20 protein-coding genes are annotated in these 21,983 nt (G+C 65.4%); 7 read left to right on the top strand and 13 right to left on the bottom strand.

Annotated features, from left to right (window positions below):
* The 3 genes from K940_RS0112420 to K940_RS0112405 form a co-directional block, all read right to left on the bottom strand.
* The gene (locus K940_RS0112420) at positions 1–885 is read right to left on the bottom strand and encodes an SGNH/GDSL hydrolase family protein (protein WP_036528387.1); all 885 of its coding nucleotides are present in this window, start codon (positions 883–885) and stop codon (positions 1–3) included.
* Positions 886–1,414: 529 nt separating this feature from the next.
* Positions 1,415–2,011: a vitamin K epoxide reductase family protein gene (locus K940_RS0112410; RefSeq protein WP_036528385.1), complete on the bottom strand. Its 597-nt coding sequence runs from the start codon at positions 2,009–2,011 to the stop codon at positions 1,415–1,417.
* On the bottom strand, positions 2,008–2,379 hold the full coding sequence (locus K940_RS0112405; RefSeq protein WP_081706327.1) for a pyridoxamine 5'-phosphate oxidase family protein: 372 nt from the start codon (positions 2,377–2,379) through the stop codon (positions 2,008–2,010). Before K940_RS0112405 ends, K940_RS0112410 begins: the two co-directional genes overlap by 4 nt.
* A gap of 449 nt (positions 2,380–2,828) precedes the next feature.
* Here K940_RS0112405 and K940_RS0112400 point away from each other — a divergent pair, with 449 nt between their 5' ends.
* Positions 2,829–3,542 carry a metal-dependent hydrolase gene (locus K940_RS0112400; RefSeq protein WP_028477820.1) on the top strand — a complete coding sequence of 238 codons (714 nt, stop codon included), beginning with the start codon at positions 2,829–2,831 and terminating at the stop codon, positions 3,540–3,542.
* Between the two features lie 254 nt (positions 3,543–3,796).
* Here K940_RS0112400 and K940_RS0112395 read toward each other — a convergent pair whose 3' ends face one another.
* The 6 genes from K940_RS0112395 to K940_RS0112370 form a co-directional block, all read right to left on the bottom strand.
* Positions 3,797–4,672 (bottom strand): fructosamine kinase family protein, encoded by an 876-nt coding sequence (locus tag K940_RS0112395; protein ID WP_028477819.1) that lies wholly within the window; start codon positions 4,670–4,672, stop codon positions 3,797–3,799.
* Positions 4,669–5,448, bottom strand: a complete 780-nt coding sequence (locus K940_RS0112390; RefSeq protein WP_051407122.1) for a helix-turn-helix domain-containing protein — start codon at positions 5,446–5,448, stop codon at positions 4,669–4,671. Before K940_RS0112390 ends, K940_RS0112395 begins: the two co-directional genes overlap by 4 nt.
* 112 nt (positions 5,449–5,560) lie before the next feature.
* On the bottom strand, positions 5,561–6,184 hold the full coding sequence (locus K940_RS0112385) for a hypothetical protein (protein ID WP_028477817.1): 624 nt from the start codon (positions 6,182–6,184) through the stop codon (positions 5,561–5,563).
* A gap of 150 nt (positions 6,185–6,334) precedes the next feature.
* On the bottom strand, positions 6,335–10,891 hold the full coding sequence (locus K940_RS28010; protein WP_051407121.1) for a cation-translocating P-type ATPase: 4,557 nt from the start codon (positions 10,889–10,891) through the stop codon (positions 6,335–6,337).
* A gap of 68 nt (positions 10,892–10,959) precedes the next feature.
* Positions 10,960–11,292 carry an Lsr2 family protein gene (locus K940_RS0112375; RefSeq protein WP_028477816.1) on the bottom strand — a complete coding sequence of 111 codons (333 nt, stop codon included), beginning with the start codon at positions 11,290–11,292 and terminating at the stop codon, positions 10,960–10,962.
* Positions 11,293–11,476: 184 nt separating this feature from the next.
* Positions 11,477–11,890 carry a hypothetical protein gene (locus K940_RS0112370; RefSeq protein WP_028477815.1) on the bottom strand — a complete coding sequence of 138 codons (414 nt, stop codon included), beginning with the start codon at positions 11,888–11,890 and terminating at the stop codon, positions 11,477–11,479.
* A 221-nt stretch (positions 11,891–12,111) separates the two neighbouring features.
* On the opposite strand from K940_RS0112370, the gene K940_RS0112365 reads away from it, so the two are divergent.
* Positions 12,112–14,727: a LuxR C-terminal-related transcriptional regulator gene (locus tag K940_RS0112365; RefSeq protein ID WP_028477814.1), complete on the top strand. Its 2,616-nt coding sequence runs from the start codon at positions 12,112–12,114 to the stop codon at positions 14,725–14,727.
* Positions 14,728–14,768: 41 nt separating this feature from the next.
* Here the strand turns inward: K940_RS0112365 and K940_RS0112360 are convergent, their stop codons facing one another.
* Positions 14,769–15,998 carry a serine hydrolase gene (locus tag K940_RS0112360; protein ID WP_028477813.1) on the bottom strand — a complete coding sequence of 410 codons (1,230 nt, stop codon included), beginning with the start codon at positions 15,996–15,998 and terminating at the stop codon, positions 14,769–14,771.
* A 175-nt stretch (positions 15,999–16,173) separates the two neighbouring features.
* Here K940_RS0112360 and K940_RS0112355 point away from each other — a divergent pair, with 175 nt between their 5' ends.
* The 4 genes from K940_RS0112355 (at position 16,174) to K940_RS0112340 (ending at position 19,348) form a co-directional block, all read left to right on the top strand.
* A complete protein-coding gene (locus tag K940_RS0112355) occupies positions 16,174–16,569 on the top strand; it encodes a hypothetical protein (protein WP_028477812.1) in 396 nt (131 codons plus the stop codon).
* A gap of 82 nt (positions 16,570–16,651) precedes the next feature.
* Positions 16,652–17,413 (top strand): endonuclease/exonuclease/phosphatase family protein, encoded by a 762-nt coding sequence (locus tag K940_RS28005; RefSeq protein WP_051407120.1) that lies wholly within the window; start codon positions 16,652–16,654, stop codon positions 17,411–17,413.
* 152 nt (positions 17,414–17,565) lie between these two features.
* Positions 17,566–18,147, top strand: coding sequence for a copper chaperone PCu(A)C (locus tag K940_RS0112345; protein WP_155980824.1), 582 nt, complete (start codon positions 17,566–17,568; stop codon positions 18,145–18,147).
* Entirely contained in the window at positions 18,140–19,348 is a 1,209-nt protein-coding gene (locus K940_RS0112340) for a Dyp-type peroxidase (RefSeq protein WP_028477810.1), read from the top strand. The genes K940_RS0112345 and K940_RS0112340 overlap by 8 nt, the downstream gene beginning before the upstream one ends.
* 207 nt (positions 19,349–19,555) lie before the next feature.
* Here K940_RS0112340 and K940_RS28000 read toward each other — a convergent pair whose 3' ends face one another.
* Both K940_RS28000 and K940_RS0112325 read right to left on the bottom strand, forming a co-directional pair.
* Positions 19,556–19,921, bottom strand: a complete 366-nt coding sequence (locus K940_RS28000) for a hypothetical protein (RefSeq protein ID WP_051407134.1) — start codon at positions 19,919–19,921, stop codon at positions 19,556–19,558.
* Positions 19,922–20,065: 144 nt separating this feature from the next.
* Positions 20,066–20,389, bottom strand: coding sequence for a hypothetical protein (locus K940_RS0112325; protein ID WP_028477809.1), 324 nt, complete (start codon positions 20,387–20,389; stop codon positions 20,066–20,068).
* A gap of 284 nt (positions 20,390–20,673) precedes the next feature.
* Between K940_RS0112325 and K940_RS0112320 the strand changes: the two genes are divergently transcribed.
* The gene (locus tag K940_RS0112320) at positions 20,674–21,009 is read left to right on the top strand and encodes an RNA polymerase-binding protein RbpA (RefSeq protein WP_028477808.1); all 336 of its coding nucleotides are present in this window, start codon (positions 20,674–20,676) and stop codon (positions 21,007–21,009) included.
* Positions 21,010–21,118: 109 nt separating this feature from the next.
* On the opposite strand, the gene K940_RS0112315 is transcribed toward K940_RS0112320, so the two are convergent.
* The gene (locus K940_RS0112315; RefSeq protein ID WP_028477807.1) at positions 21,119–21,901 is read right to left on the bottom strand and encodes an ABC transporter permease; all 783 of its coding nucleotides are present in this window, start codon (positions 21,899–21,901) and stop codon (positions 21,119–21,121) included.
* Positions 21,902–21,983: the final 82 nt, after the last annotated feature.

Here is a 21,983-nt window from a genome sequence, read left to right as displayed (position 1 = left end):
TTATCGACCCAATGCTGCCAGGAGCATTCTGGCCTGATGATCCGCGCCGAGCTGATTCGGATGAAACGGCACCGCCGGACCCATCGGATGCGCGGAATACGGAACCAAACCCTCCACCCATCGAGTGCCCATCGGCTGACAAGCATCGTGCCCAGCACTGGAGGTATAGGTGTCGACGAACTGCACACCGGCCACAGCCGCCGCTCGCGACAGCATGGCATTCAACTCGACGAGTTTGCGGCCCAGCCACTCCGCATCGATCGGTGAGATCGGGATACTCGGATAACACCCCGGCCCGATGCTCACACCCTGCAAGTAGTCCAGCAACACGATCCGAGCATGCGGCGACCTCGCACGGATGCCCAAGATCGCAGCAACGACCTTCGGTTCGGATGCGGCCACATTCGCCGACATCCGGTCCACTCCGTCGACCACGAACGTGTCATGACACGGCGACACCGCCGGGTCGGCGGTCACACACTGTCGGACAGCAGCAGCCAATCCCGCATCATTGCCACCGATTTCCATACTCACCAGATCGGTGGTGGGGGAGAGGCGATCGAACTGCGGCGCATTCACCCCGGCGGGCGTGATCTGCGGAGCGGTCATTTCGACGGTTGTCGCCGAGTCGCATGCCGCATCCCGAAATTTCGGCACCGCAAGTGCGTCCGCAACCTGCTTCGCATAGCTGGACCGGCTCTGCACGCAACCCAACGGCACGAACTCGGACGTCGTCTGACTGAACGTAACATCGGCAGCCCATGAGTCACCGAGCGCGACATACTCGGCGAATGCCGACATCGGCGCCGCGGAGGAGAACGACGTTGCAGCAAGTGCGACACCGATCATGCTCGCGACAGCCAACGCACGCACTGCACTACGCATGCGCCCTCCAAGCAGACCAGCGCGGACATCATCCGGACACACAACGACGATTATCACCGTATTCATACGAATGCGGGGCAATATTCCAGCAAAATGTCACGGTGACGTTTTGATCGAATTTTCTCCCATTCGCGGCAACAACAGATCCGCCTCCCACCATGTACGTCGACTCCACGCGATTGCAGGCACACAAGGCGCTCGATACCCGCCACCCGCCACACCCCGGATTCATTGCGACATCCACACATGCCGCAATGACGAGCAAGCCGTGACCCCACTGGCTTACAACGCCGATAATCTACATTATGTCAACTAGAGGTCTTCCGGGCCTCCCCACCCGATGCAGGCAGATCGGCCACGAACGCCCCACGAGCGACCACAACACGACAATCGCGGCAATCATGCCGAACTCCGCGATCACAATGATCACCAACCGGGAGAAGCGGGCCGTCACTCGTCCGACGAGAACAATACTCGCGAAACACAGCGACGAACCGATGACCAGCATGCCGAGACTGGTCGCTGTTGCTCACACAAGGGTCAGCCAGTAGTCCTGAAACCGTACGAACACCAATGTCGTCACAACGGCGTAGAACACCACTAGCATGGTCCACCGCCACTGCGTCACCCACGCCACCAGAAGCCGTGGACTCTCCCAGCGACCGGTGACCACAGCGAGCAGCGCTGGAGTCACCGCCCACACCACCATGCAGTACGGGCACAGAGCGTTGATCCGATACAACGCCTGAAAGATCAGCCAGCAAACGAATCCGACACCGCATGCAACACCCAGCCACAGACCGGACCAGATCCACCGCGGAACAACTGCACCCGCGACCGCCTGCACGCCCACTGTGACGACCACGGAAAACCCGACGACCCCGATGATGGGGTTCGGAAATCCGAACACGGCTGCCTGACTACTGGCGATCACCGACCCGCACGACACGATCGGGTTGAGACTGCACGACGGTATGTAGCCGGGTTCGGTGAGCAGATTGAACTTTTCGATGGTCAACGCCAGCGAGGCGACCCACCCGATCACTCCCCCGATGAGCAGAGACCATGCCGGCCACGGCGCCACCTGTCGCGCCGGATAGATGCTCACATCGCTGTCCGTCTTCATTTTTCGACAAGCCTGATGCCACTGACGATCTCGGGATGAATGGTGATCACGGTGTCCATGACCTTGTCGACCCACGGATGCAACAGCTTCTCGTAGCGGGCGATCGACTCCGGATCAGTAATCGGCTGGGCAAGTCCGGTCACCACGACAGACCACCCGGTGTGTCGCACAGGGTCGATGTCGTCGGCTTCGTAGGCAACCACAACTGCCGAGTTGCCCCGCACGGCACTGGTCAACCGCGAGGTGAGCCGGGTACGCACGATGATGTCCCCATCTGCGTCGACCAGATGATTGACCGGGCGGATCGCCGGCAACGCGTCACGGGTGAACACCACCCGCCCCAACGGCGCACTCGACAACAGACGCATGGCTTGGGCCCGATCCAACTCGATGATCTCGCGCGCCACATCGACCAGCGATACCTCCGCGGCTACCTCGGTCGACCGCGATTCGGACGAACTCACGTGATCCGACCCTTCCTTTCGCTCCCCCACTACCCGCAAGATGACATGCCATCATTTTGCTCGGACAGGTCTATAGGGCAGAAAGTCATACGGCTGACTGACGTTCGACACTCGGCGCGGCATCGAGGATCCCGAACCGGCAGCTCTCTCCCCTGACTCGGACACACTCGGCACGATCCCGTACGCCCCTGCGCTTCGTGAGCTACTGTGACTTCGAGAACTACCGTGCAACCACTGGATCGGCAACTCACCAGGAATTACGCACAGCACGAACGCTTTCGACCGACTGCTGTCGTCGAAGGTGACGACGCTGTGTTCGCGAATAGAGGGCCAGCTGAACTACTGTCCAACTGGTGCTTGGACACTCACACGCAACCAGCGGCGCACTGGCATGGTCCGCGGCTGCGACAATGCTACCGGCCACTGTTCTGTCCTACCCCGTGGCTCAGGACGCAGTCGGGCAACTCGGCGTGGCCGATCTGCTGTTGGGAGTGTTCCTCACCGCCGGCGCCGCACTGTTGCCCGACGCCGACCATCCGAACGGCACAATCGCCCACACACTCGGGCCGATCACACATTCGGCTTGCACACTGATCTCACGGATTTCGGGCGGCCATCGAGGTGCCACTCATTCGTTCGCATTCGTCGTAGCAGCGTTCTACGGCACCTGGGCCGGACAACACTGGCTCGGCCGCTGGTTCACTCTCGGCCTCGTCTTCTTTCTGCTGTCGTTGGCCGTGCGCGCGCTACACCTGTGCCCACCGGGCAACAGCTTCAAGGCATGGGGCCCGATTGTCGTCATGTCCAGTGCGGGAACATTTGCCATCGACCAATGGATCGACGGCAATCCGGCATGGCTGCCATTCGCAGTGGGCCTCGGCGCACTCGCCCATGTACTGGGCGACTGCCTGACCGATCGAGGATGCCGCCTGTTCTGGCCGATCGGCATCCGAATCAGCTTTCCGATCATCGATCGGACCGGCAACAAAGTCGAAACCTGGATCATGTCACCGATGTTCACACTCGGCGCACTCGCCTTCCTCTGGTACACCATCACTCAGTCGTGACTTCGCTTCACGACTATCACAGCCGATCGCACAGTCCACTACCCCTGCTCGGTGAGGAATCCCCCGCACCGAGGCCTGATTCGTATGCATCGGAGCCACATACGAATCAGGTGTTCTGAACGAACTTCCTGTTCTTGGCAGGTTTGGTGCTGGTTGCTCGATAATCAACACATTAGTCAATGCTAATATCTACGTATTTACATATATAATCGCGCTGAACTCCTGCTGGGCATGTTGAGAACAGATTCGATTCGTCACCCCGCGAGCGCCGCGCTGGCCGCGGCGAGCGTCTGTGCACGATAGCTCGCACCGAACAACACCATGTGCACCAGCAGAGGGTGCAACTGGTGTAGCGGCGTACGGGCACGCCATCCGTCAGCGAGTGGAAAGGTCTCGTGGTAGGCAGCACACACGCGGTCCAGGTAGGGCGCACCGAAGAGGGCGAGCATCGCCAGATCCGTCTCGCGGTGGCCACCGTGTGCGGCCGGATCGATGAGCATCGCTCGCTCGGAGGTCCACACGATATTGCCCGCCCAGAGGTCACCGTGGATGCGGGCCGGAGGTTCGACAGGTCCGGCGAGGGCGTCGATATGGTCGATCACCTTTTCCACCAGGCGGATTCCTTCCGTGCCGAGATACGGGGCCGCGCGTGGCAGATACGGTGCGAGGCGGTGCTCGGCGTACCACCCGGCCCACGGACCCGATGTCTGAGCATTGGACAGCGGTAGGTTCGCGATCCAGCCTGCCCACGGAGCGCCGAACAGCTCTGGGCGGCGCGCATGGATTGCGGCCAGTTCACGACCGAATCGGTCTGCAACGACCGGTGTCGGCCCGCTGTCTTCGAGCCAGGGCACGATCAGCGTTCGATCGTCGGCGGCGAGTACCCGCACCACCGGTGCATCGATGGACCCTGGCACCTCGGCATGATCGGCATCCCCGTGGCGCAGCCAGGACAAACCGGTCGATTCGGCCGTGAAAACGCGCGTCGGCTCCGGCGCAGCTTTGACGAAGACCACCCTGCCATCCGCGAGCTCCGCACGGTGCAGTGTCCAGGCATGGCTTGCGCCGAAATCGAAGACGACCCGGACCCGCGTACCGAGCAGGGTGGACAACCGCGCGCCACTGATCATCGCGAATCCGCGGTCAAGCGCCGCATCGTATCCTCGTCGGCGGGGAGGAAGGATTCGATGGCCAACTCGGCGACGGTCACGTTCATCGGCGAACCGAACACTGTGGTGACGCTGAGCAGCGAAAGGGGGGCGCCTGCGTGCTCGATCACCAAGGGCACCACGGCTTGGTCGGGTTCGGGCAGCGTGAGCTGCACCTCACCGCCAGGGTAGGAACGCAATTCCTCGAGCAGGTCGACCAATTGCTGGGACCTGGTGACCTCGGCCTGTCGTGTCAGCCGGGCGAAGACGTGGCCGCGCCATTCGGCGAGGTTACGGATGCGGCCCGCCATGCCATCCGGGTGCAAACTCACCCGCAGGGCGTTCATCGGCGCAGCGATCAACGCGGGGTCCACACCCTCGAGGAGCGTGGTCACTCCGCTGTTGGCGTCGACCATCGTCCAGTTCTGGTCGATCGCGAGCGCGGGGTACGGTTCGTGACCAGCGAGAATCCGCCGCATTGCGCTGCGAATCGCGTCCATGGCGGGTGTGTCCCAGGCAGGTTGGGTGTATGCGGGCGCGTAGCCTGCGGCCAGCAGTACCCGATTGCGCTCGCGTAAAGGAATTTCCAGGTGTTCGGCCAGATGGGCGATCATGGTGCGGCTGGGCTTCGCGCGTCCGGTTTCGATGAAGCTGAGATGGCGTGCGGAAGTGTCGGCCCGGCCGGCCAGTTCCAGTTGACTCAGGCGACGTTCCAAACGCCAGTGCCGCAGCAGATCGCCGACCGTCGAGGTGTCCACTCCCCCGATCTTATGAACGTCCTCTGGTCTCGGCCATAACCTTCGAGGTAACACGACCTCGAAGCCGATCGGGCCGACGCCGACCATGCCTCGGCCCGATATCCGGATGCGGTCACGCCATCTCTGGCACCCGCAGATGGGCGAATGCCAAGTCGAACTCGGCTACTTCGAGCACATTGGCGCCGAGTCGCTGGTTGGAGGAAACCCTGATCCGATTCGCCTGTTCACGGCTGGCCTCCATGGCAACCGTGCTTGCCCACACGGTAGCGGCCACGGCCCGCCCGGTTTGTCGATCGATGAGCAGACTCGCGCTACGGAACCCGTCGATCATCTCGGTCTGCGGCAACACCTCCGTCTTGAATGTGTCGACCAACCCGCTGATCCGGTGCGGATCGACCTGCCCCCACGTGCACCGGGTACGGGAGTTGTGACCGGCCGGCTGGTCTCGGTGCATCACCGCGATCTCCCACTGCTCGACCCGATCGACCCGCCCATGGAGCATCCGGGCCAGACCGTCGCGCAGGGGTTGCACTCGAGCGCCGCTGGCATTCACTGCGGCCTCGGAGTCCCATGCAGTGGTTGCAATGCATCGCCCGGTCGACCGGTCGACCATCAGGGACAACCCGACCCACCCTTCGATCTCCGGCAGACGCGGCATCACCTCGTCGCGCAGGTGAGCGATCCCGTCGTCGATAGACGACGGCTGGGCCGAAATCGTGCTGGAACGTGCGTACACGGGCCACCTCCTGCCCCGGTCGGGGTGGCACCCCGGTGGCGCCACCGGACATACTCACCTTCCTCCACCGCATACGTAGACGCAATGGCCCTGGGCCGATGCACCAGCCCTGGGTTGCGGCAGCCCTGGGGACGAAGTCGAAGACGGGAGTCAGGGACGGGAATCCGGGATCTGGAGCAGTGGTTCGGGCAATAGCCGAGGAACGAACACCGCGGCGGCGGTGGCGCTCGCCGCACAGGTGGCTGCGATCGTCCAGCCAACCGGATCCAGCGGTAGGCAACCGAAGTAGGTGCACAATCCGGGAGTCATCACGATGGCGCCCAGCATCGCTGCGCTCGCGGCTGTCGTGAGCCACACCAAGGGACTGCGGTGGCCCGAAACCAGGGTCTGTCCGAGCTGGGTGCCGATGAGTGCGACCAAACCGATGGTGGCGGCACGACGGCGGGTGCCGGTCACTCGTCCGAGAGTCCATGCGGTCGATGCGCTGGTGGCCGTGGCGATACCACGCACGGCGAGTGCGTGCAGTAGATCGGTGCTCAGACGTGGGGGCGGGCGACGAGCGAGGCTCTGCGCGAGGCTCTGTGCCTTTGCGGACGGATTGTCCGATACGGCGGGATCGGCCTGGTCGCGGTCTCGGGACAAAGCCAGCGCCATGGCGGGAAACATATCGGTCAACATGTTCACCAAGAGAAATTGTCGAGTGCCCAGGGGGGCTCGACCGCTGAGCGCCGTGCCGTAGAGCGTGAACGCCACTTCGCCGGCGTTACCGCCGACCAGAACGCCGACAGCGTCGGTGACCCGGCGCCACATCCCACGCCCTTCGACCAGAGCATGCAGCAAAGCGAGCGGGTCGGGCGTGGTCAGCACCAAGTCGGCGGCGTTGCGGGCCGCCGCAGAACCGTGTGTCGCCAGTCCGATTCCGATGTCGGCGGTGCGGATCGCTGCAGCGTCGTTGGTGCCGTCGCCGGTCATTCCGACGACGTGGCCCGCGCGGCGGAGCGCAGCAACGATGCGCACCTTCTGTTCGGGGTCGACCCGGGCGAAGACGGTGCTCCGTTCGATCAATTCGGCCTGTGCGGTGTCGTCCAGACCGTCGAGGTCGGCGCCCGTGACCACCTCGCTGGCGTCGATGCCCAATTGCCGGGCCATGGCCGCCGCGGTCACCGGATGGTCGCCGGTGATCATGCGGACGCTGATGTCGTTGCGGCGCAAGGCGTCGACGAGTGGACGACTCTGCTGGCGTGGTGTGTCGGCCAGTCCCAGGAAGCCCACGAGAGTGAGGTCGTCGACCATCGCTTCGACATCGTCGGGCTCGGTGAGTAGATCGCGGTGGGCCACCACCAACACCCGCAGACCCTGCTCCGCGAGGTCACGAATGGCGGCTTCTGCGCGCTGGCGTGTCGCGTCGATGAGCGGCAGGCTGCCGGTGTCCCCCACCCGCACCGTGTTGCAGCGGGCCAGGACGACTTCGGGCGCTCCCTTCACGATCAGGTGCAGTTGGTGGGCGGTGTGCCCGACGGTGGCGGCGTAGCCGCGGTTGGATTCGAACGGGATCGCCTGGCTCTGGTTCCAGCGGAAGGCATCGTGGCCGAGTGCGTCGCGGGCTGCGTCCACCACGGCGCGGTCGGTAGCGTGCACGATCGGTTCCACGCCTGCGTCTGGACAGGCACGCGCCGCAGCACACAATAGTCTTCGTGCAGCCGTGGACTCGGTATGCAGCGGCCATTGCTGCTCGAGGCCGGCGAGCACGGTCAAACGAAGCCGACCGTGGGTGAGCGTACCGGTCTTGTCGAAGCAGAGGGTGTCCACACGGCCCAATGCTTCGACGGTCCGACTGGCTCGCACCAGTACGTCGTGTCGGGAGAGCCTGCGTGCGGCGGCGAGCTGGGCGACCGTGGCCACCAGAGGAAGTCCCTCGGGTACCGCTGCGACCGCAACCGCCACACCGTCGCCGATCGCCGATCGCAGTGGCCTGTTGCGTAGCAGTCCCAGTCCGGTCACGACGCCGCCACCCGATAGGGTCAACGGCAGTGTGCGTTCGGTCAACCGGCGCAGCTGCGCTTGGACACCGCCCTTTTCGGGTGGGATGGCTCCTGCTGCGGCACGGCTGGCCTGGGTGTCGGGTCCGATTGCGACAACGATCACGGAGGCGGTTCCGCTGACCACGGTGCTGCCTTCGAAGACCATGCACGCTCGGTCGTTCAGGACCGCGCCGGGGGTCGCGGCGACCTGTTTCGCGACGGTCACGGATTCACCGGTGAGGCTTGATTCGTCCAGTTCGAGATTGTCTGCGCGCAGCAGTCGCGCGTCGGCAGGGACGACGTCGCCTGGCCGCAGCACGATGACGTCGCCGATGGCGAGCAGGTTCGCGGGCAGAAGGTGCTCGCCGCAGCGGTCGGCGTCGAGTTCGTTGCGGTCGACCACGCGGCCGGTGAGCTGTTCGCCCTCGAACAGTTGGTGTAGCGCACCCTCTGCCCGCTGCCGTTGCCATGCGGAAACGACCGCGTTGACCATGAGCACCGCCGACAGCAGCACGGCGTCCGATGGTGCTCCGAGTATGGCGGTGGCGAACGCCCCGACTCCAAGGATCGGTGTGAGGGGATCGCCGAGTTCGCGGCGCAACTGGCGGGCGAAGGACACCGCAGATGCCACAACAGCCAGTCCTGGGATGGCAATCGGTCCTGGGGGCTCGATCCGGTCCGCAGGTGGAAGGGTCGAGGGAAGCCGCCTCATGACGTCGTCGGGTTCGAGTGCGTGCCAGGACACCGGTGAGGTGAGGGGGGTTCGAGGCTGGGTCCAGGCGGCACGCCAGCCGCAGTAGGCGCCGGTGAGCAGGCCCGTGAGATGGGCGGCTGTGCCGGGTGCTGCGCGGCCGCTTCGGTCCGGGGCGACGGCGAGCAGGAGACCACCGACGGCGGCTGCGGACAATGCCAGTGAGCGACCGCGTTCACTGACTTGTCGGGCGGGGCCGACCGCGCCCAGAATTCGGTGGACGTGTGCCAGATTCGGACACAACAGGTCCACGGTTGGTGGCAGTGTGGTTGCATCGTCCTGGCCGGCCAATCCGATCGCGACGTCGGCGTAGACCAGTGAAGGCTGGGTACACCGACTCAGGACCGCGACCAGGTGTCCGTCGCGTTGGAGGTCGTGCACGACTTTGCGCAGTGACCGGCTGGGGTCGATGACGTCGTGGGACAGCGATCGTAGCTCTGCGGCGTCGGCGCCGGCGACGAGGATGACGCGCAGTCCCGCCGATCGGGCTCGCTCGAGTATTGCGTGCGCGTGTCGGTCGAGTTCGTGTCCGACGAGCACTCGACCGACACGGGTGCCGTCGTCGCGGAGTTCTCGCCAGACCGGGCGACGTGTTGCGCCGCGGTCGGGTGTGCCGGTCTTGGGGTGGACCAACACGTGGCGGCGCTCGCGTGGAGCGTGCCGGTCGGTCGTGCGGGCGAGGTTTCCCAGGGGGTCCTCGGTGTCCTGGGTCCATAGCAGGCGTTGACCGGCGCTCCAGACTTCGGCGGGCGACCACCTCTCGTCGGTGGTTTCGGCTGCGAGCACCATTCTGCGGGCGGTGAGCAATGCCTCGCCGTCGACCACGAGCGCAGACAGCCGGTCCAGTCGTCGCCAGACTCGTGGGCGCAAGGTGAGCACCCCCGCTCGGGACAGCAGCGTCGAGACTACGGCGCTGTAGGCTTCGCGGCTGGCGACCGCTGCTTTGGGCGCGCCGAGTTCGACGGCGTCGGCCGCGCTGAGCAGCCCGCGACCGCCGAGAACGGCGGTGGTTGCACCGATGAGGGCGCCTGCGGCCGTTTCGTCGGCAACCCGCTCGATCGGTCCCCGCGGCATCTCGACCACTCGGGTGGGTGGCGCCGACGGTGGGGTGTCGAGGGCTCGGTTGTGTTGTTCGGTGGTCCACCGGCGTCGTTGCGCGTTCGAGGCCAATGCCTCGGTCAGGGTGAGACTTCGGTACACGATATCGACGAATAGATTGGCTGTGCCGGCAGCGGCGCGATTGCCCACGGCGTGGCCGATGGCGTTGGCTGTACTGAGTCCCAGGTCTGTCCGTTGTCGGCCGAGTTGCTGCTCCAGCAGGCCACGGATGCGGGGTTGGGTATCGGCGAATGCTGCGAGTGCACGGAGTACGCGAGCGGGTCCGTACACCGGGAGCGCGGCCGATACGGTCGATACCCCGATCGCGCATATGTCGCTGGTGAGCTGGATTCCGGCAGTCGACACCGGCTCTGGATCGGCGGTACGGTCGCGGACGCGACTGCCGTCGAGAGCGTCGGTCACGGTGTCGGTGTCGAGCGACCCGATCGCTGCCAGCAGCTCACGCAGTTCGCCCAGGCCGTTGGTGAGCGCGGCGCCGATGCGGTCGGTCGATGCGTGGAATCGTGAACGGCGTTGCGGGGTCTGGCCCCGCGTGAGGGTGTCGGGGCGGCTCGGGCGGACCCGGTCCGCGGGGTGGCGGTCCGACGTCGGGATCCGGTGGGGATCGACCGATGCCATGGGCTCGGTGTGCAGTTCCGCTTCGCGTGCCCGACTCAGCAACGACGCGCCCGCCGTCTTGGCGTGCGTCGGCGCCTGCGCCGCGATGGCTCCCAGATCGACGGCCAGTTCGACGCCGGCCAGCACCGCCTCCGCCGCTACGGCGGACGGCGCTTCGAACCACCACGACGAAACGACTCCGCGCAGTGAAACTGTCATATCCGGCAGCTACCCACAGTCGTAGCTGGCAAACGCCGCTCGCCGCGGGTCACCGACGGCGGTTCGGGTCAGCCGTTGGCCTTTTTGTACGCCTCGACCACTTCGACTGCGATGCGCCCCCGTGCGGACACGTCGATGCCGTTCTGGCGCGCCCATTCCCGGATGACCGTGGCTTGTTCCCGATCGTTCGCGGATCGTTGCACTGTGCGGGTCCTCCGGGCACGGCGGACCTTGCGGGCGTGCGGAACCCACTGCTCGAAGAATCCACGGAGCTGACCGGCATTGTCTGTGGACAAGTCCATCTCGTAGGCCACGCCGTCCAAGGCGAAAGACACTGTTTCCTCGGCCTGAGATTCACCGTCGTAGTCATCGATCAGTGTCACGACGACTTTGCGTGCCATAGAGATAGTCCCTTCGCGGTTACCGAACGTGTGCAATCGAAAACAATCGTAGCCAGTAGATAACAGATCGGTTCCACCCCGGGAACGGCGGGGGTGGGTTCGAGGCTGTGCGGTGACGGGTCGGCTCGGCATCGCGCACCGGCTGACGGTGTGGATGCCGAGCCGGCCGTGCCGGTTCTCGTGGTCAGATCGCCTCCGGCTTCCATGTTGCGATCGCCCAGATCACGACGACATCGAGTGCGATCACGAGGATCGACCATGCCGGGTAGTACGGCAACCACATGAAGTTTCCCAGGATCGACACGGCGGCCACGCATATCGCGGTGATCCTGGCCCACGTGGCGCCGGTCATCAAGGCCAGTGCGGCCACAACCAGGAAGATGCCGAGCACTATGTGGATCCAACCCCATGCGGTGGTGTCGAATTCGAAGACGTATTCGGCCCCGACGATGTACAGATCGTCCTCGGCGACAGCGGAGATGCCCTCGAAAATCGACAGCACTCCGACGGTCGACATCAGAATCGCGGCGGCGATGGATGTTCCCGCCGCGACGCCCTGACGCACCGGGTGCGGTTCGGTTTCGGTCGTGTGGGTCATCGTCGCCTCCTTTCTCGGGAATTGTTGGACGCCTTTCGAATCTTCATCACCCATCGGTCGGGCGCCTCCCCCAGTTCGGGTGAGGTCGGGCATCGGCGCCTGCCCGCGGGATGAAATTTCGATAACGAGCGCTGGCAATGGGGTCGAGCGGACCTGGGCCGGGTACGTTCCCGACACCAGGCGCAGTCGGGTATCGGTCTGCACAGGGTCCGGGAGGCACGGTGACCACATCGCACATTGCTGTTCTAGGACGCGGGGCAGCCGCGGCGGAGAGGGGCGACGCGGTGCCGCTGCTGCCGTTCGCCCCGATCGCACGGGCGGATCTGCACGCTGGCCTGGACGCCGTATCGAGCAGTGGAAACGGACATGTGCTGTTGTTGTGTGCACCGGCGGGAACGGGAAAAACGGTGCTGTTGGCGGACTGGGCGCGTCGGGCCGTGGGCGAACACGACATAGCCTGGCTCACCGTTACCGAGGAGCTCGATGACGCGGCGATGCTGTGGGCCACGCTGCATGCTCGCTTCGGGGTGGTGAGCGCCGGGCGTCCTGGCTCGCCGCTTGCCGAAGCGGCGGTTTTGGCCGAAACGTTGGCCGCCCAGACAACGCCGACGGTACTGGTGATCGATGATGCTCACTTGATCACCGACCCGTTCGCGCTCGCGGGCGTCGAGTATTTTCTGCAGCATGCACCCCGGAGCGTCACGACGGTGGTGTGTGCGCGTGTCGCGCCGCCGATTCGCTGGCATGTCTTGGAGCTGCAGGCGCGACTGACTCGCTGGGGGACGCAGGAACTCACTTTGGCACCCGAGCAGATCGACATGTTGTGTCGCGCTCACGGGTGTGAGCTCACCGATTCGGAGCTCGAGACGATCAATTCCCTGACCGATGGTTGGGCCGCGCTGGTCCGAATCGGCGCGGCACATATCGCCGGCGCGCCCGACGATCGGACTGCGGCACTGTCCGGTCTTGCGCGGCCTGTGCCAGCGGTGGCGGAGTTCTTGGTCAGTGAACTCATCGAGGTGCTGCAGCCCGCATTGCGGCAATTCCTCACCTACACCAGTGTTGCCGTCTCGTTCACCGAACAGCTCGCCGACGAGCTCGTGGGCGGTGGCGCCGGACATTGTCTTCGGGAACTCGACCGAATCAATTTCCCGATCAATTCCACTGTGCGTGACGAGCAGGTGTGGTTCACCTGTCATCCGATGGTGCGTGCCTACTTCGTCGCCGAGGCGCGTCGGCTCGGGCCGCAGCTGTGTGTCGAGTTGCACGCGCAGTCGGCCCGGTGGTTGTGTTCGGTGGGTCTGCCGGCGACAGCGCTGCCGCATCTGCTTGCTGTGCCCGATCGGGAGCAGTTGTATGCGTTCCTGTCCGAGTTCGCGCTGCGTATGGTCTTGGACGGCGATGGCGAGGTGTTGTTCGGGGAGCTCGCGCGTTCGGCGCCGACGCTGCTGGACGATCCGTTTCTGTGGTTGGTTCGGGTGGTCGATGCGCTCGGGCACGGCAGCGTTCGGGCCGCCCGCGCGTGCCTGGACACCGCGACCGTACGCCGCGCGAGCAAGACATCGGTCGTTTCGGCCGAGGTGGTGGAGGCGCTGGCCTGGGCAGCGATGATCGACCTCGGAGCGAACTGCGGGGACATGGTGGGTGAGTCGCCGCAGGAGTTCGCGCCGATCGGCAATCCCGACATCGACGCGTATGTCGCGATTCAAGTCGCGACTGCGCAGGTTGCTGCGGGCGCGGTCGCGCAGGGCGAACAATTGCTGCGGGCGAGTCTGGCGCTGGCCGAGCATGCTTGCCGCCCGCGACTCGTGTTGCGTGCGCTCACCCGCTTGGCGTTCGCAGCGGAGGTCGTCGATGCTGCATCGGCGATGCGTGCGCGAGCGGCTCACGCGGTGGCGTTCGCCGACGGCCATGGACTCGTGGATTCGACCGATGCGGTTCAGGCGACCGCGATCGCTGCCTATGGCGCGTACCTGCACGGCGAGCCACTGGATCCGGGTCCGGTGCACACGGCACTGTCCGAGCGCGTCGACCACGACGGGTCCTGGGATCCTGCCGCGGGGTGGCATGGGTATGCGGTCGGGCGGCTGTTGGACCTCGAGTGCGCCGAGCAGCAGTCCCCAGCCGCCGACGCATTGCGCCGGAGCCTGCTGGCGCTGGTCGAACACCGAGCGTTGTCGGTGGCAACCAGTGGGCTGATCCTGTCGGCGGTCTGGGCGCTGGCGCGGGTGCACGATGCCGCGATGGCGCAGCTGATCGTCGATCGGTCCCGTGACGTGGTCGGCGACTCGCCCGAGGTTCGTCTGGTCGGTGCGGCCGTGGCGGCGGCTTCCGATCGTCCCAGGGCGCTGGGTGTCATCCTGGAGCCCATACTCGACGACCTGAGCGGCATGCGTCCGAGCTGCGCGATCACCGGGTGGCTGCTGTATGCGTGGTTCCAGCACGACAGCGGTGTGCCGACCAAGGCTCTTGCTGCGCTCGAGCGTGCGCTCGGCGCAGCGGCGCCTCACCGGCTGGTCCGCCCGTTTCTGGACGTGCCTGCAGCTGTGGGCTTGTTGGACTGCTATTCCGGTCGTTTCGGCCGGGCGGAGGGTTTCGCCGAGTTGGTGCGCCGGCATCCTGCGATCGAGCGTCCTGCGACCTATCCCACGCTGACGCGTACCGAAATGACGGTGCTCAAGCAGTTGCCGTCGGGGCGCACAGCTCAGCAGATCGCAGCCGATCTCGGGGTGTCGGTGAATACGGTGAAGACTCATCTGCGGGGCATCTACGCCAAGTTGGGGTCTAATTCTCGGGTGGATGTCCTGGACCGCGCGCGTCGCGGTGGGTTGCTATGACACTGTCACCCGGCCGACGCCGGGTACCGATGCCGCGATGATCATGGGTCCTGGCGGTCGGGAGGCACGGCCGCGGAGATCTGTGCGACCAACCGCCATGGGCGATCGGCGTCGGCGACGGCTTTGCCACTGGTGAGGATTGCGCCGGACAGTCCGCGTGCGGCGTCGGCCCAGCCGTACTGGGTGGTCAGTCCGCTGCGCCCGAAATGGGCTGTGGTGTTGCGTCCGAACTTCGATCTGCGTGCGCCGAGTTCGAAGCCTGCTCGACTGACTCGTCCCGCGACGCCGGGAATCCAGCGGGCGGGTTGCACCGCTCGCGCCAAGGTCTGCGGTCGGATGATGCGGCGGCCGTCGGGTGTGCCGTGGGTGAGGATCTCGTAGAACCTGGCCAATTCCGTTGCGGTGGTGACCAGGTTTCCGGACGGAAGCTCGGCGGTCAGGAATCGCTCGGCGAGGCCGGGGGTTCGGTCCATTTCTCCGCCGATCGCCTTGTGGGCCAGATGGCGGGTCAGCCGCGAGGGCGCGGGACCTATCCGAACGCTCGGCACGACACCGTCGATGTCTTCGGCAGCGACCCCGAAGTTGGTCCACCGAAAGCCGAAGGGCTCGAGTACCTCTTCGGCGAGGTGCTCACGCAGGCGTTTTCCGGTTGCTCGCTGCACCAGCAGGCGCAGGATCAAACCACCGGTCAGCGCGTGGTACACGCGGAAGCGACCGGGTTTCCAGCTCGGAACGAGATCGACCAGTGCGCGCACGGCCAACTCTTCGTCGGCGATCACGTCGATGCCCCGATAGGCGGGCGGTAGGAAAGGAATGCCGGCAGAGTGCGAGAGCACGTCACCGATCGTGATGGCCGCCTTGCCATGTGTCGCGAACTCTGGAATGTAGTCGCACACCCGATCGTCCAGAGCGAATGCTCCCTGTTCGATGAGCAGGAACATCATGGCACCGGCAACGCCTTTCGCGGTCGAGAAGCCACAGAACGGCAGGTCCGGGGTTACCAGCACTCCGGCCGTGTCCGCCCGATCACCGGGTGCGTTGCCCCAGGCGTGGCCGATGGCGCGGTTCAACACGATCGCGCCGTTGCGTCGCACACATACCTGGATCGCCGGGGTCGTGCCCATGCGATACCACGATTGCACCGATTCCCACAGCGACGCGACGGTGGCGTGACCGAGGCCGGTTGTCGTCGGATCGTCCTCGTGGCCGCGTGAGGTCACGGTATCCACGTCATCGACGATCGGCACCGGTCCGGGTAGGGGTGCGCTCACCGGGCCAGTGTATCGACGGCGGGGGTGCGGTGCTGGCGTCGATGTCTGTTCTGCGGCGGAAGCCGTACGGAGACAGGATTGCTGGGCGTGAGATCATGATCATGTCGGCACGGTCGCTGCTGGTGTATAACTTCCCTCGGCCCGGTCGACTCACCCAACCCGATAGCGAGACACGATGCACGGCTACCTGAACCAGGTGTCCCACGGCGCGACCCGCTCCGGCTATCCGACGCGTGAACCCGAAATCCGCACAGTCGCCCCGCCGCGCTCCATCGATCTGGTCGCCAGCGCGGTGCTGTGGTTTCTCCCCGCGGCATTGGCCGCGATGTCGATGGTCTTGGCCCCATGGTTTCTGATGGCCGAGGGAATCTGCGAGTCGACACCGGAGTGTCGCGCCGACACGAGCGCGGGGGTGGTGATCATGGTCGGCGGCGGGGTTGCCGGATTGGTCATCGGTGCGGTGTTGTCGGGCACGGCGGCCAGGCAAGGTCGAGCGCTGTACCCTGGCGCGGCGGTCGGCGCCGTGCTGGTGTTGCTGGCATGGTTCGCTGCCTCGTTCGCCATGATCTGACCACACGCTCGGTTGCAGCGCCAGCCGGTTCGGTACACGTCGCGTCGCAATCGGTTTCGCCATGTCACCTACCATCACTGGGATGATCACGGTGGCTACGTGGAACGTTCTGCATCGCGTCCATGCCGAGAACTGGTATGAGGATGTCGTGACGCGTTGGCCGGACGAGCGCGCCCGAATCGCTGCGATCACCGCTCGGGTGGCCGAGCGCACCGAACGGATCGTGGCGTTGCAGGAAGTCAGCGGAGACCAGTTGGCGGATCTGCGGGTTGCCTTGCCCGACCGTACATTGCACGCGATGCGCTACCCGCGGGTACCGACGCCACGTCGGGTACCCAGTTCGCTGCTCGACGGTAGCGAGTATCTCGTGGTGCTGACTACGGGGCCGAGCAAGCAGCTCGTCGCCGAATCGTTCGCCAACGACAGCGGCAAGGGCGCCCTCGTGGTCGATGCGGGCGAGGTGGTGGTGATCGCCACTCATGTCACGGGCAACCGTCGGCGCGTAGAGCAACTGTCGCGGCTGGCCGAGCTCGTCACCGATGTGTCGGATCGCGCCGTGGTAATGCTGGGCGATTTCAATACCGAACACGCCTCGATCCTCACCGGCTTGGGCAACGACTTCGAGGCGGCGGGGTACGCAGCGGGCGCGTTGCCCACTCGGCCGCCCACATCGACCGCGCGGGCACGGTATATCGATCACATCGTCACACACGGAGCGACCGTCGCCACCGCATCGGTCGACGATGTGGGCGGGGTCTCCGATCACAACCTGGTTCACGCGGCCGTGATCCCTGGCCACGCTCACCGGGACCAGGCGAAGCGGCCACCGGCGGACGGGTCATGATGGCTCGTGTGCCCCATCCACGCAGAGATCTCTACGACGAACGGTAGTATGCAGCGGTCGGCCGTGGTGTCCCGGCTCGGACTGGGTTCGACGCCCTGTCGAGTCGGTTGCCGGCCCGATGCGTATCGGTCGTCTTACACCTTTGGAGTTCCATGAATATCGACACCGGCGTCTCACCTCGCACGCCATTTCGCCCCGCACGCGTGCTGCTGGGTGTGGTAGCCGCTGCTGTGGCGTCTTTCCTCATGGTTGCCTGCTCGTCGGATTCCGAGTCGGAGGCACGGTCGTCGGCCGATGTGGTGACCATTTCCGATGAATGGGCCAAGGCGGCCGAGACCGGGATGTCGGCCGCGTTCGCCAATCTGCACAACGACAGCGATACGGCGCGCACTGTGGTGTCGGCGAGTAGCCCGGCGGCCGATCGAGTGGAGTTGCACGAGAGTGTCATGGAGAACGGAACGCAGATCATGCGGCCCAAACGCGACGGTTTCTCGATTCCGGCCCACGGCGAGAAGCACCTCCAGCCGGGCGGGGATCACATCATGTTCATGGACCTGCGCGCACCGCTGCGCACCGGTGCGGAGACCTCGGTCACCCTGACCTTCGATGACGGCTCCACCACGACATTCACTGCCCAGGCGCGCGACTACTCGGGCAATCAGGAGAACTACGTCCCCGACCACGGGCACGGCGAGTCGCAATCCGGCGCGCAGACCCCCGCACACAGTGGCTGAGCCGAGGCGCACGCGGACAGGGCAGATCAACCGGCGCCGACTTCTGAGCGGCGGCGCCGTGGCGGGCGCCGCCGGACTCGGCCTCGGCGTCGTCGCACTGACAGGGCGCGGCGAAACCGACTCCGATCCCGATGCCACGGTCGCGTTCTACGGAACGCACCAGGCGGGCGTCGCGACCACCCCGCCGTCGTCGGCAGCGTTCGTCACCTTCGATCTGAAACCTGGCACGACACGCGACGATCTCATCGGCCTGCTGAAGATCTGGACGGGCGACGCCGCCCGGCTCACCCACGGTGACCCTGCACTGGCCGATAGCGAGCCCGAACTGGCGCTGCGACCGGCACGGCTGACCATCACAGTGGGCTTCGGGCCGGCGGTGTTCTCCGTTGCCGACCTCGATGATCGCCGACCGGAGTGGCTGCAGCCGTTGCCGGAGTTCACCATAGACCGGCTCCAACCGGCCTGGACCGGAGGCGATCTACTGCTGCAGGTCTGTGCCGACGAGGTGACCACGGTGTCACATGCCGTGCGGACCCTCAGCCGGAGTGTGGCTTCGTTGGTGACCGTGCGGTGGGTGCAGCGCGGTTTCCGCGACGCCGCGCCGGGCGCCACCCCACGCAATCTGATGGGGCAGGTCGACGGCACGGTGAACCTCGTTCCCGACACGGCCGATTTCACCCGCCTGGTCTGGGACGATGGCGCGACCCAGCCATGGTTGGCCGGCGGTACCTCGTGCGTGGTGCGACGAATCGCCATGGAACTGGACACCTGGGATGAAATCGACCAGGCGGGACGAGAGCTGACCGTCGGCCGCACCATAAGCAACGGAGCACCGCTGACCGGGACCGACGAGTTCGACGAGCCGGACTTCACAGCGGTGGATGCACACGGCCTGCCGGTGATTCCACCGTCGTCGCATATCGCACGCGCCCACCACACGCACGACACGGAACGGTTCCTCCGCCGTGGCTACAACTACGACGATGCCCCCGGACCAGGCCAGATCTCGAACTCGGGTCTGGTGTTCGTTTCCTATCAACGCGACGTGAACGCCCAGTTCCTCCCAGTCCAAGGCCGTCTCGCGGAATTCGACGCGCTCAACACCTGGACCACACCCATCGGGTCCGCAGTGTTCGCAATCCCGCCCGGCGTGACCGCACCCGGCGGCTATCTCGGGCAGTCGCTGTTCGAAGCACATTGAGATTCTCGCCGAGTGCACTTCGGCGATCTGCGTGCGCCAGCGGCGACGTGCGCGCTCGCGCTCTGCGGCCACGACTCGACGGCGCGCTCATCGACGGCTCCGAGATCGCCCAAGAGAACTTCTTGCCGATCGCCGACAGATGATCGGTGGAGTTCGCCCCTGCTTGATGGCACGGATTCCGGCGGATGGTTCGCCGGAACGACCAGTTCACGCCTCCAGCAGCGAATGACCGTTGTAGATGCCGGGCATAGCCCCCCCGAACAGGGTCGCAGTCCACAACACCGCGATCAGCACAGTGGCAATCGCCAACCCGCCGGCTGCGTGGGTCATCCAGGCCACGGACTTGCCCCGCTTGGCATCCGCGTGTCCGATCTCGGCGAAGGCGGCGATCGCGATGGCCAGCCCCAGTTTGAGGCCGATTTTCACCATGTTCGGATCTTTGCCGATCGAATCGATCGACTCGGCCATTCCGACCAGGATCAGACCAGTGACGATCTGCAGCCGCGCACCCCAGACCATCAGTTCGGAAACCACCGGCTGTGCAGCGACGTAGCCACCGACCACAGCAGCCATTCCGAGCAGGTGCGTGACGACTACGACGTTGTAGACGAACTCCGACACGTTCACGTTGTAACTCCCCACATCTTGGGTGACAGCTCATCTGTTCTACCCTCGACTCGGCGCGGAGCGCCACTTGGGGTCGGACCGGAGTACTGATCAGCGGAGACGTTCGGCATCGCGGGCGAGTTCGACCAGGGCCTTGCCCAACGCCCGCAACTCCTCGAGCGTCGCACCTTCGTCGATTGCGGTGGCAACGTCTTCGGCAGCACAGCGAGCAGCGAACCAACGGTCGGCCAGGTTGGCCGCCTCGTGGGCGCTGAGCACGACGGAATCGTCGGGAATTCCGGTCCCTTTCAGACTGTTGCGGTGTTCGTAGGCGCGTTGTCGACAGGACTGACGGCAATACCGGCGACGGCGGCCGGCGTCCGACTCGATGATCTCCCGCCCACACCACAGGCAGGACAGCAAGCGGCGCGACATGACGCAGAACACTAATCGCCGAGCGCCGACTCGACCAACCGCCGACGCGACCGATCACCCACGTGCGCGGGCCTGGCGGACTGGACGCACGGATGGCACTAGAATAGAGCGGTTCATCGCGGCCACGACGGGAACCACGACGCAAGCTCGATCGTTGTACTCCAGGTCCGGCGGGCGCTGCGCCGCTCGCGCGGACGTGGTTCGGCCGCACGGACGCGGCCGCAGCGCACGAGACGCAGCAAGACGCAGCGCACGAGATTCGAGCACACAGGGAGAGGCACACCATGGCAGATCGCGTACTCCGAGGCAGCCGGCTCGGAGCGGTGAGCTACGAGACCGACCGCGACCACGACCTGGCACCGCGTCGGATTGCCCGGTATCGGACCGACAACGGCGAGGAATTCGACGTGCCGTTCGCCGACGATGCCGATATTCCACCGACCTGGCTGTGCCGCAATGGTCAGGAAGGGGTGCTGATCGAGGGCACCGCCCAGGAGACCAAGAAGGCCAAGCCGCCGCGCACGCACTGGGACATGCTGCTGGAGCGCCGCAGCAAGGAGGAACTCGACGAGTTGCTCAAAGAGCGGCTCGATCTGCTCAAGACCCGCCGGCGCGCCTGATTCAACGAACGCCACGTCACTCGATACGGCCCGGCGGTGACGTGGCCCGGCGGTGACAACTCGGTCGGCGCTCCTGGCACACGGTGCCGGATTTCCGGCGGCATTGTGGTCAGTGGCTGGCTACCTTGCGGTAGCGCAGTAGCGCCAGAGGCATTGCGACAGCCAGGATCGCCACCGAGCAGATCACCGCATATTCGATACAGTGCTCGGCCGGCCAACCGGTGGGGGCGACGAAGGTCGGCGGCGCGCCGTTGTCGAACAACTTGCGTCCGGACGCCGCTACTGCGGTGATCGGATTCCATTCCGCGATCGTCTGCAACGGACCGGGCAGTGTCTCGGCGGAGATGAACGCCGAGGAGATGAACGTCAGCGGAAACAGCCAGATCAGCCCAGCGCTCTGGGCGACCTCGACGGTCGGTGACAACAAGCCGGTCAGCGCGCCCACCCACGACATCGCGAACGCGAACAGCAGAATCACCGCGAATGCCAACGCAGCGTCTGCGGCGCTGCCGTGGATTCGCCAACCGACGATATAGCCGCACCCCACCATGACGGCAACGCTGAGAATGTTGACCACCAGGTCCGACAAGGTACGACCCATCAACACCGCCAGCCGCGACATGGGCAGCGCACGCATCCGGTCGATGATGCCCTTCTGCAGATCGCCGGCCAGCCCGACGGTGGTGAAGGCCGCGTTGAATGCGACCGTCTGGGTGAAGATGCCCGCGAGCAGGAATTCGCGATACTGGCCGCCGCCCAGTGATGCGCCGAAGATGTAGGCGAACAGGAACACGAACATCAGCGGCTGAAGGGTGGCGGTCAGCAACAGCGTCGGCACGCGCAGGATGGTCAGCAGGTTGCGGTGCGCGACGATCGCGCTATCGCGCAGCAGCCGAAACCGCGGACCGGCCGCCACCTGGACGGCGGCTGTTTCCGGGCCGGTCGGAGACGCTTTTACGGTAGCCACTGCCGTG

Origin of the sequence: Nocardia sp. CNY236 (genome assembly GCF_000482385.1) — a bacterium.
GTDB lineage: Bacteria > Actinomycetota > Actinomycetes > Mycobacteriales > Mycobacteriaceae > Nocardia.
The sequence above is the reverse complement of the archived record's forward strand: the minus strand, read 5'-3'. Positions and strand labels throughout refer to the sequence as shown.

Bases quoted from the DNA above. Each gene is read 5' to 3' on its own strand.
- K940_RS0112370 (WP_028477815.1), bottom strand. From the start codon at position 11,890: ATGACCCACACGACCGAAACCGAACCGCACCCGGTGCGTCAGGGCGTC.
- K940_RS0112405 (WP_081706327.1), bottom strand. From the start codon at position 2,379: ATGCGTCTGTTGTCGAGTGCGCCGTTGGGGCGGGTGGTGTTCACCCGT.
- K940_RS0112345 (WP_155980824.1), top strand. From the start codon at position 17,566: ATGAATATCGACACCGGCGTCTCACCTCGCACGCCATTTCGCCCCGCA.
- K940_RS28010 (WP_051407121.1), bottom strand. From the start codon at position 10,891: ATGACAGTTTCACTGCGCGGAGTCGTTTCGTCGTGGTGGTTCGAAGCG.
- K940_RS0112420 (WP_036528387.1), bottom strand. From the start codon at position 885: ATGCGTAGTGCAGTGCGTGCGTTGGCTGTCGCGAGCATGATCGGTGTC.
- K940_RS0112325 (WP_028477809.1), bottom strand. From the start codon at position 20,389: ATGTCGCGCCGCTTGCTGTCCTGCCTGTGGTGTGGGCGGGAGATCATC.
- K940_RS0112395 (WP_028477819.1), bottom strand. From the start codon at position 4,672: ATGATCAGTGGCGCGCGGTTGTCCACCCTGCTCGGTACGCGGGTCCGG.
- K940_RS0112320 (WP_028477808.1), top strand. From the start codon at position 20,674: ATGGCAGATCGCGTACTCCGAGGCAGCCGGCTCGGAGCGGTGAGCTAC.
- K940_RS0112375 (WP_028477816.1), bottom strand. From the start codon at position 11,292: ATGGCACGCAAAGTCGTCGTGACACTGATCGATGACTACGACGGTGAA.
- K940_RS0112410 (WP_036528385.1), bottom strand. From the start codon at position 2,011: ATGAAGACGGACAGCGATGTGAGCATCTATCCGGCGCGACAGGTGGCG.
- K940_RS0112355 (WP_028477812.1), top strand. From the start codon at position 16,174: ATGCACGGCTACCTGAACCAGGTGTCCCACGGCGCGACCCGCTCCGGC.
- K940_RS28000 (WP_051407134.1), bottom strand. From the start codon at position 19,921: ATGGCTGCTGTGGTCGGTGGCTACGTCGCTGCACAGCCGGTGGTTTCC.
- K940_RS28005 (WP_051407120.1), top strand. From the start codon at position 16,652: ATGATCACGGTGGCTACGTGGAACGTTCTGCATCGCGTCCATGCCGAG.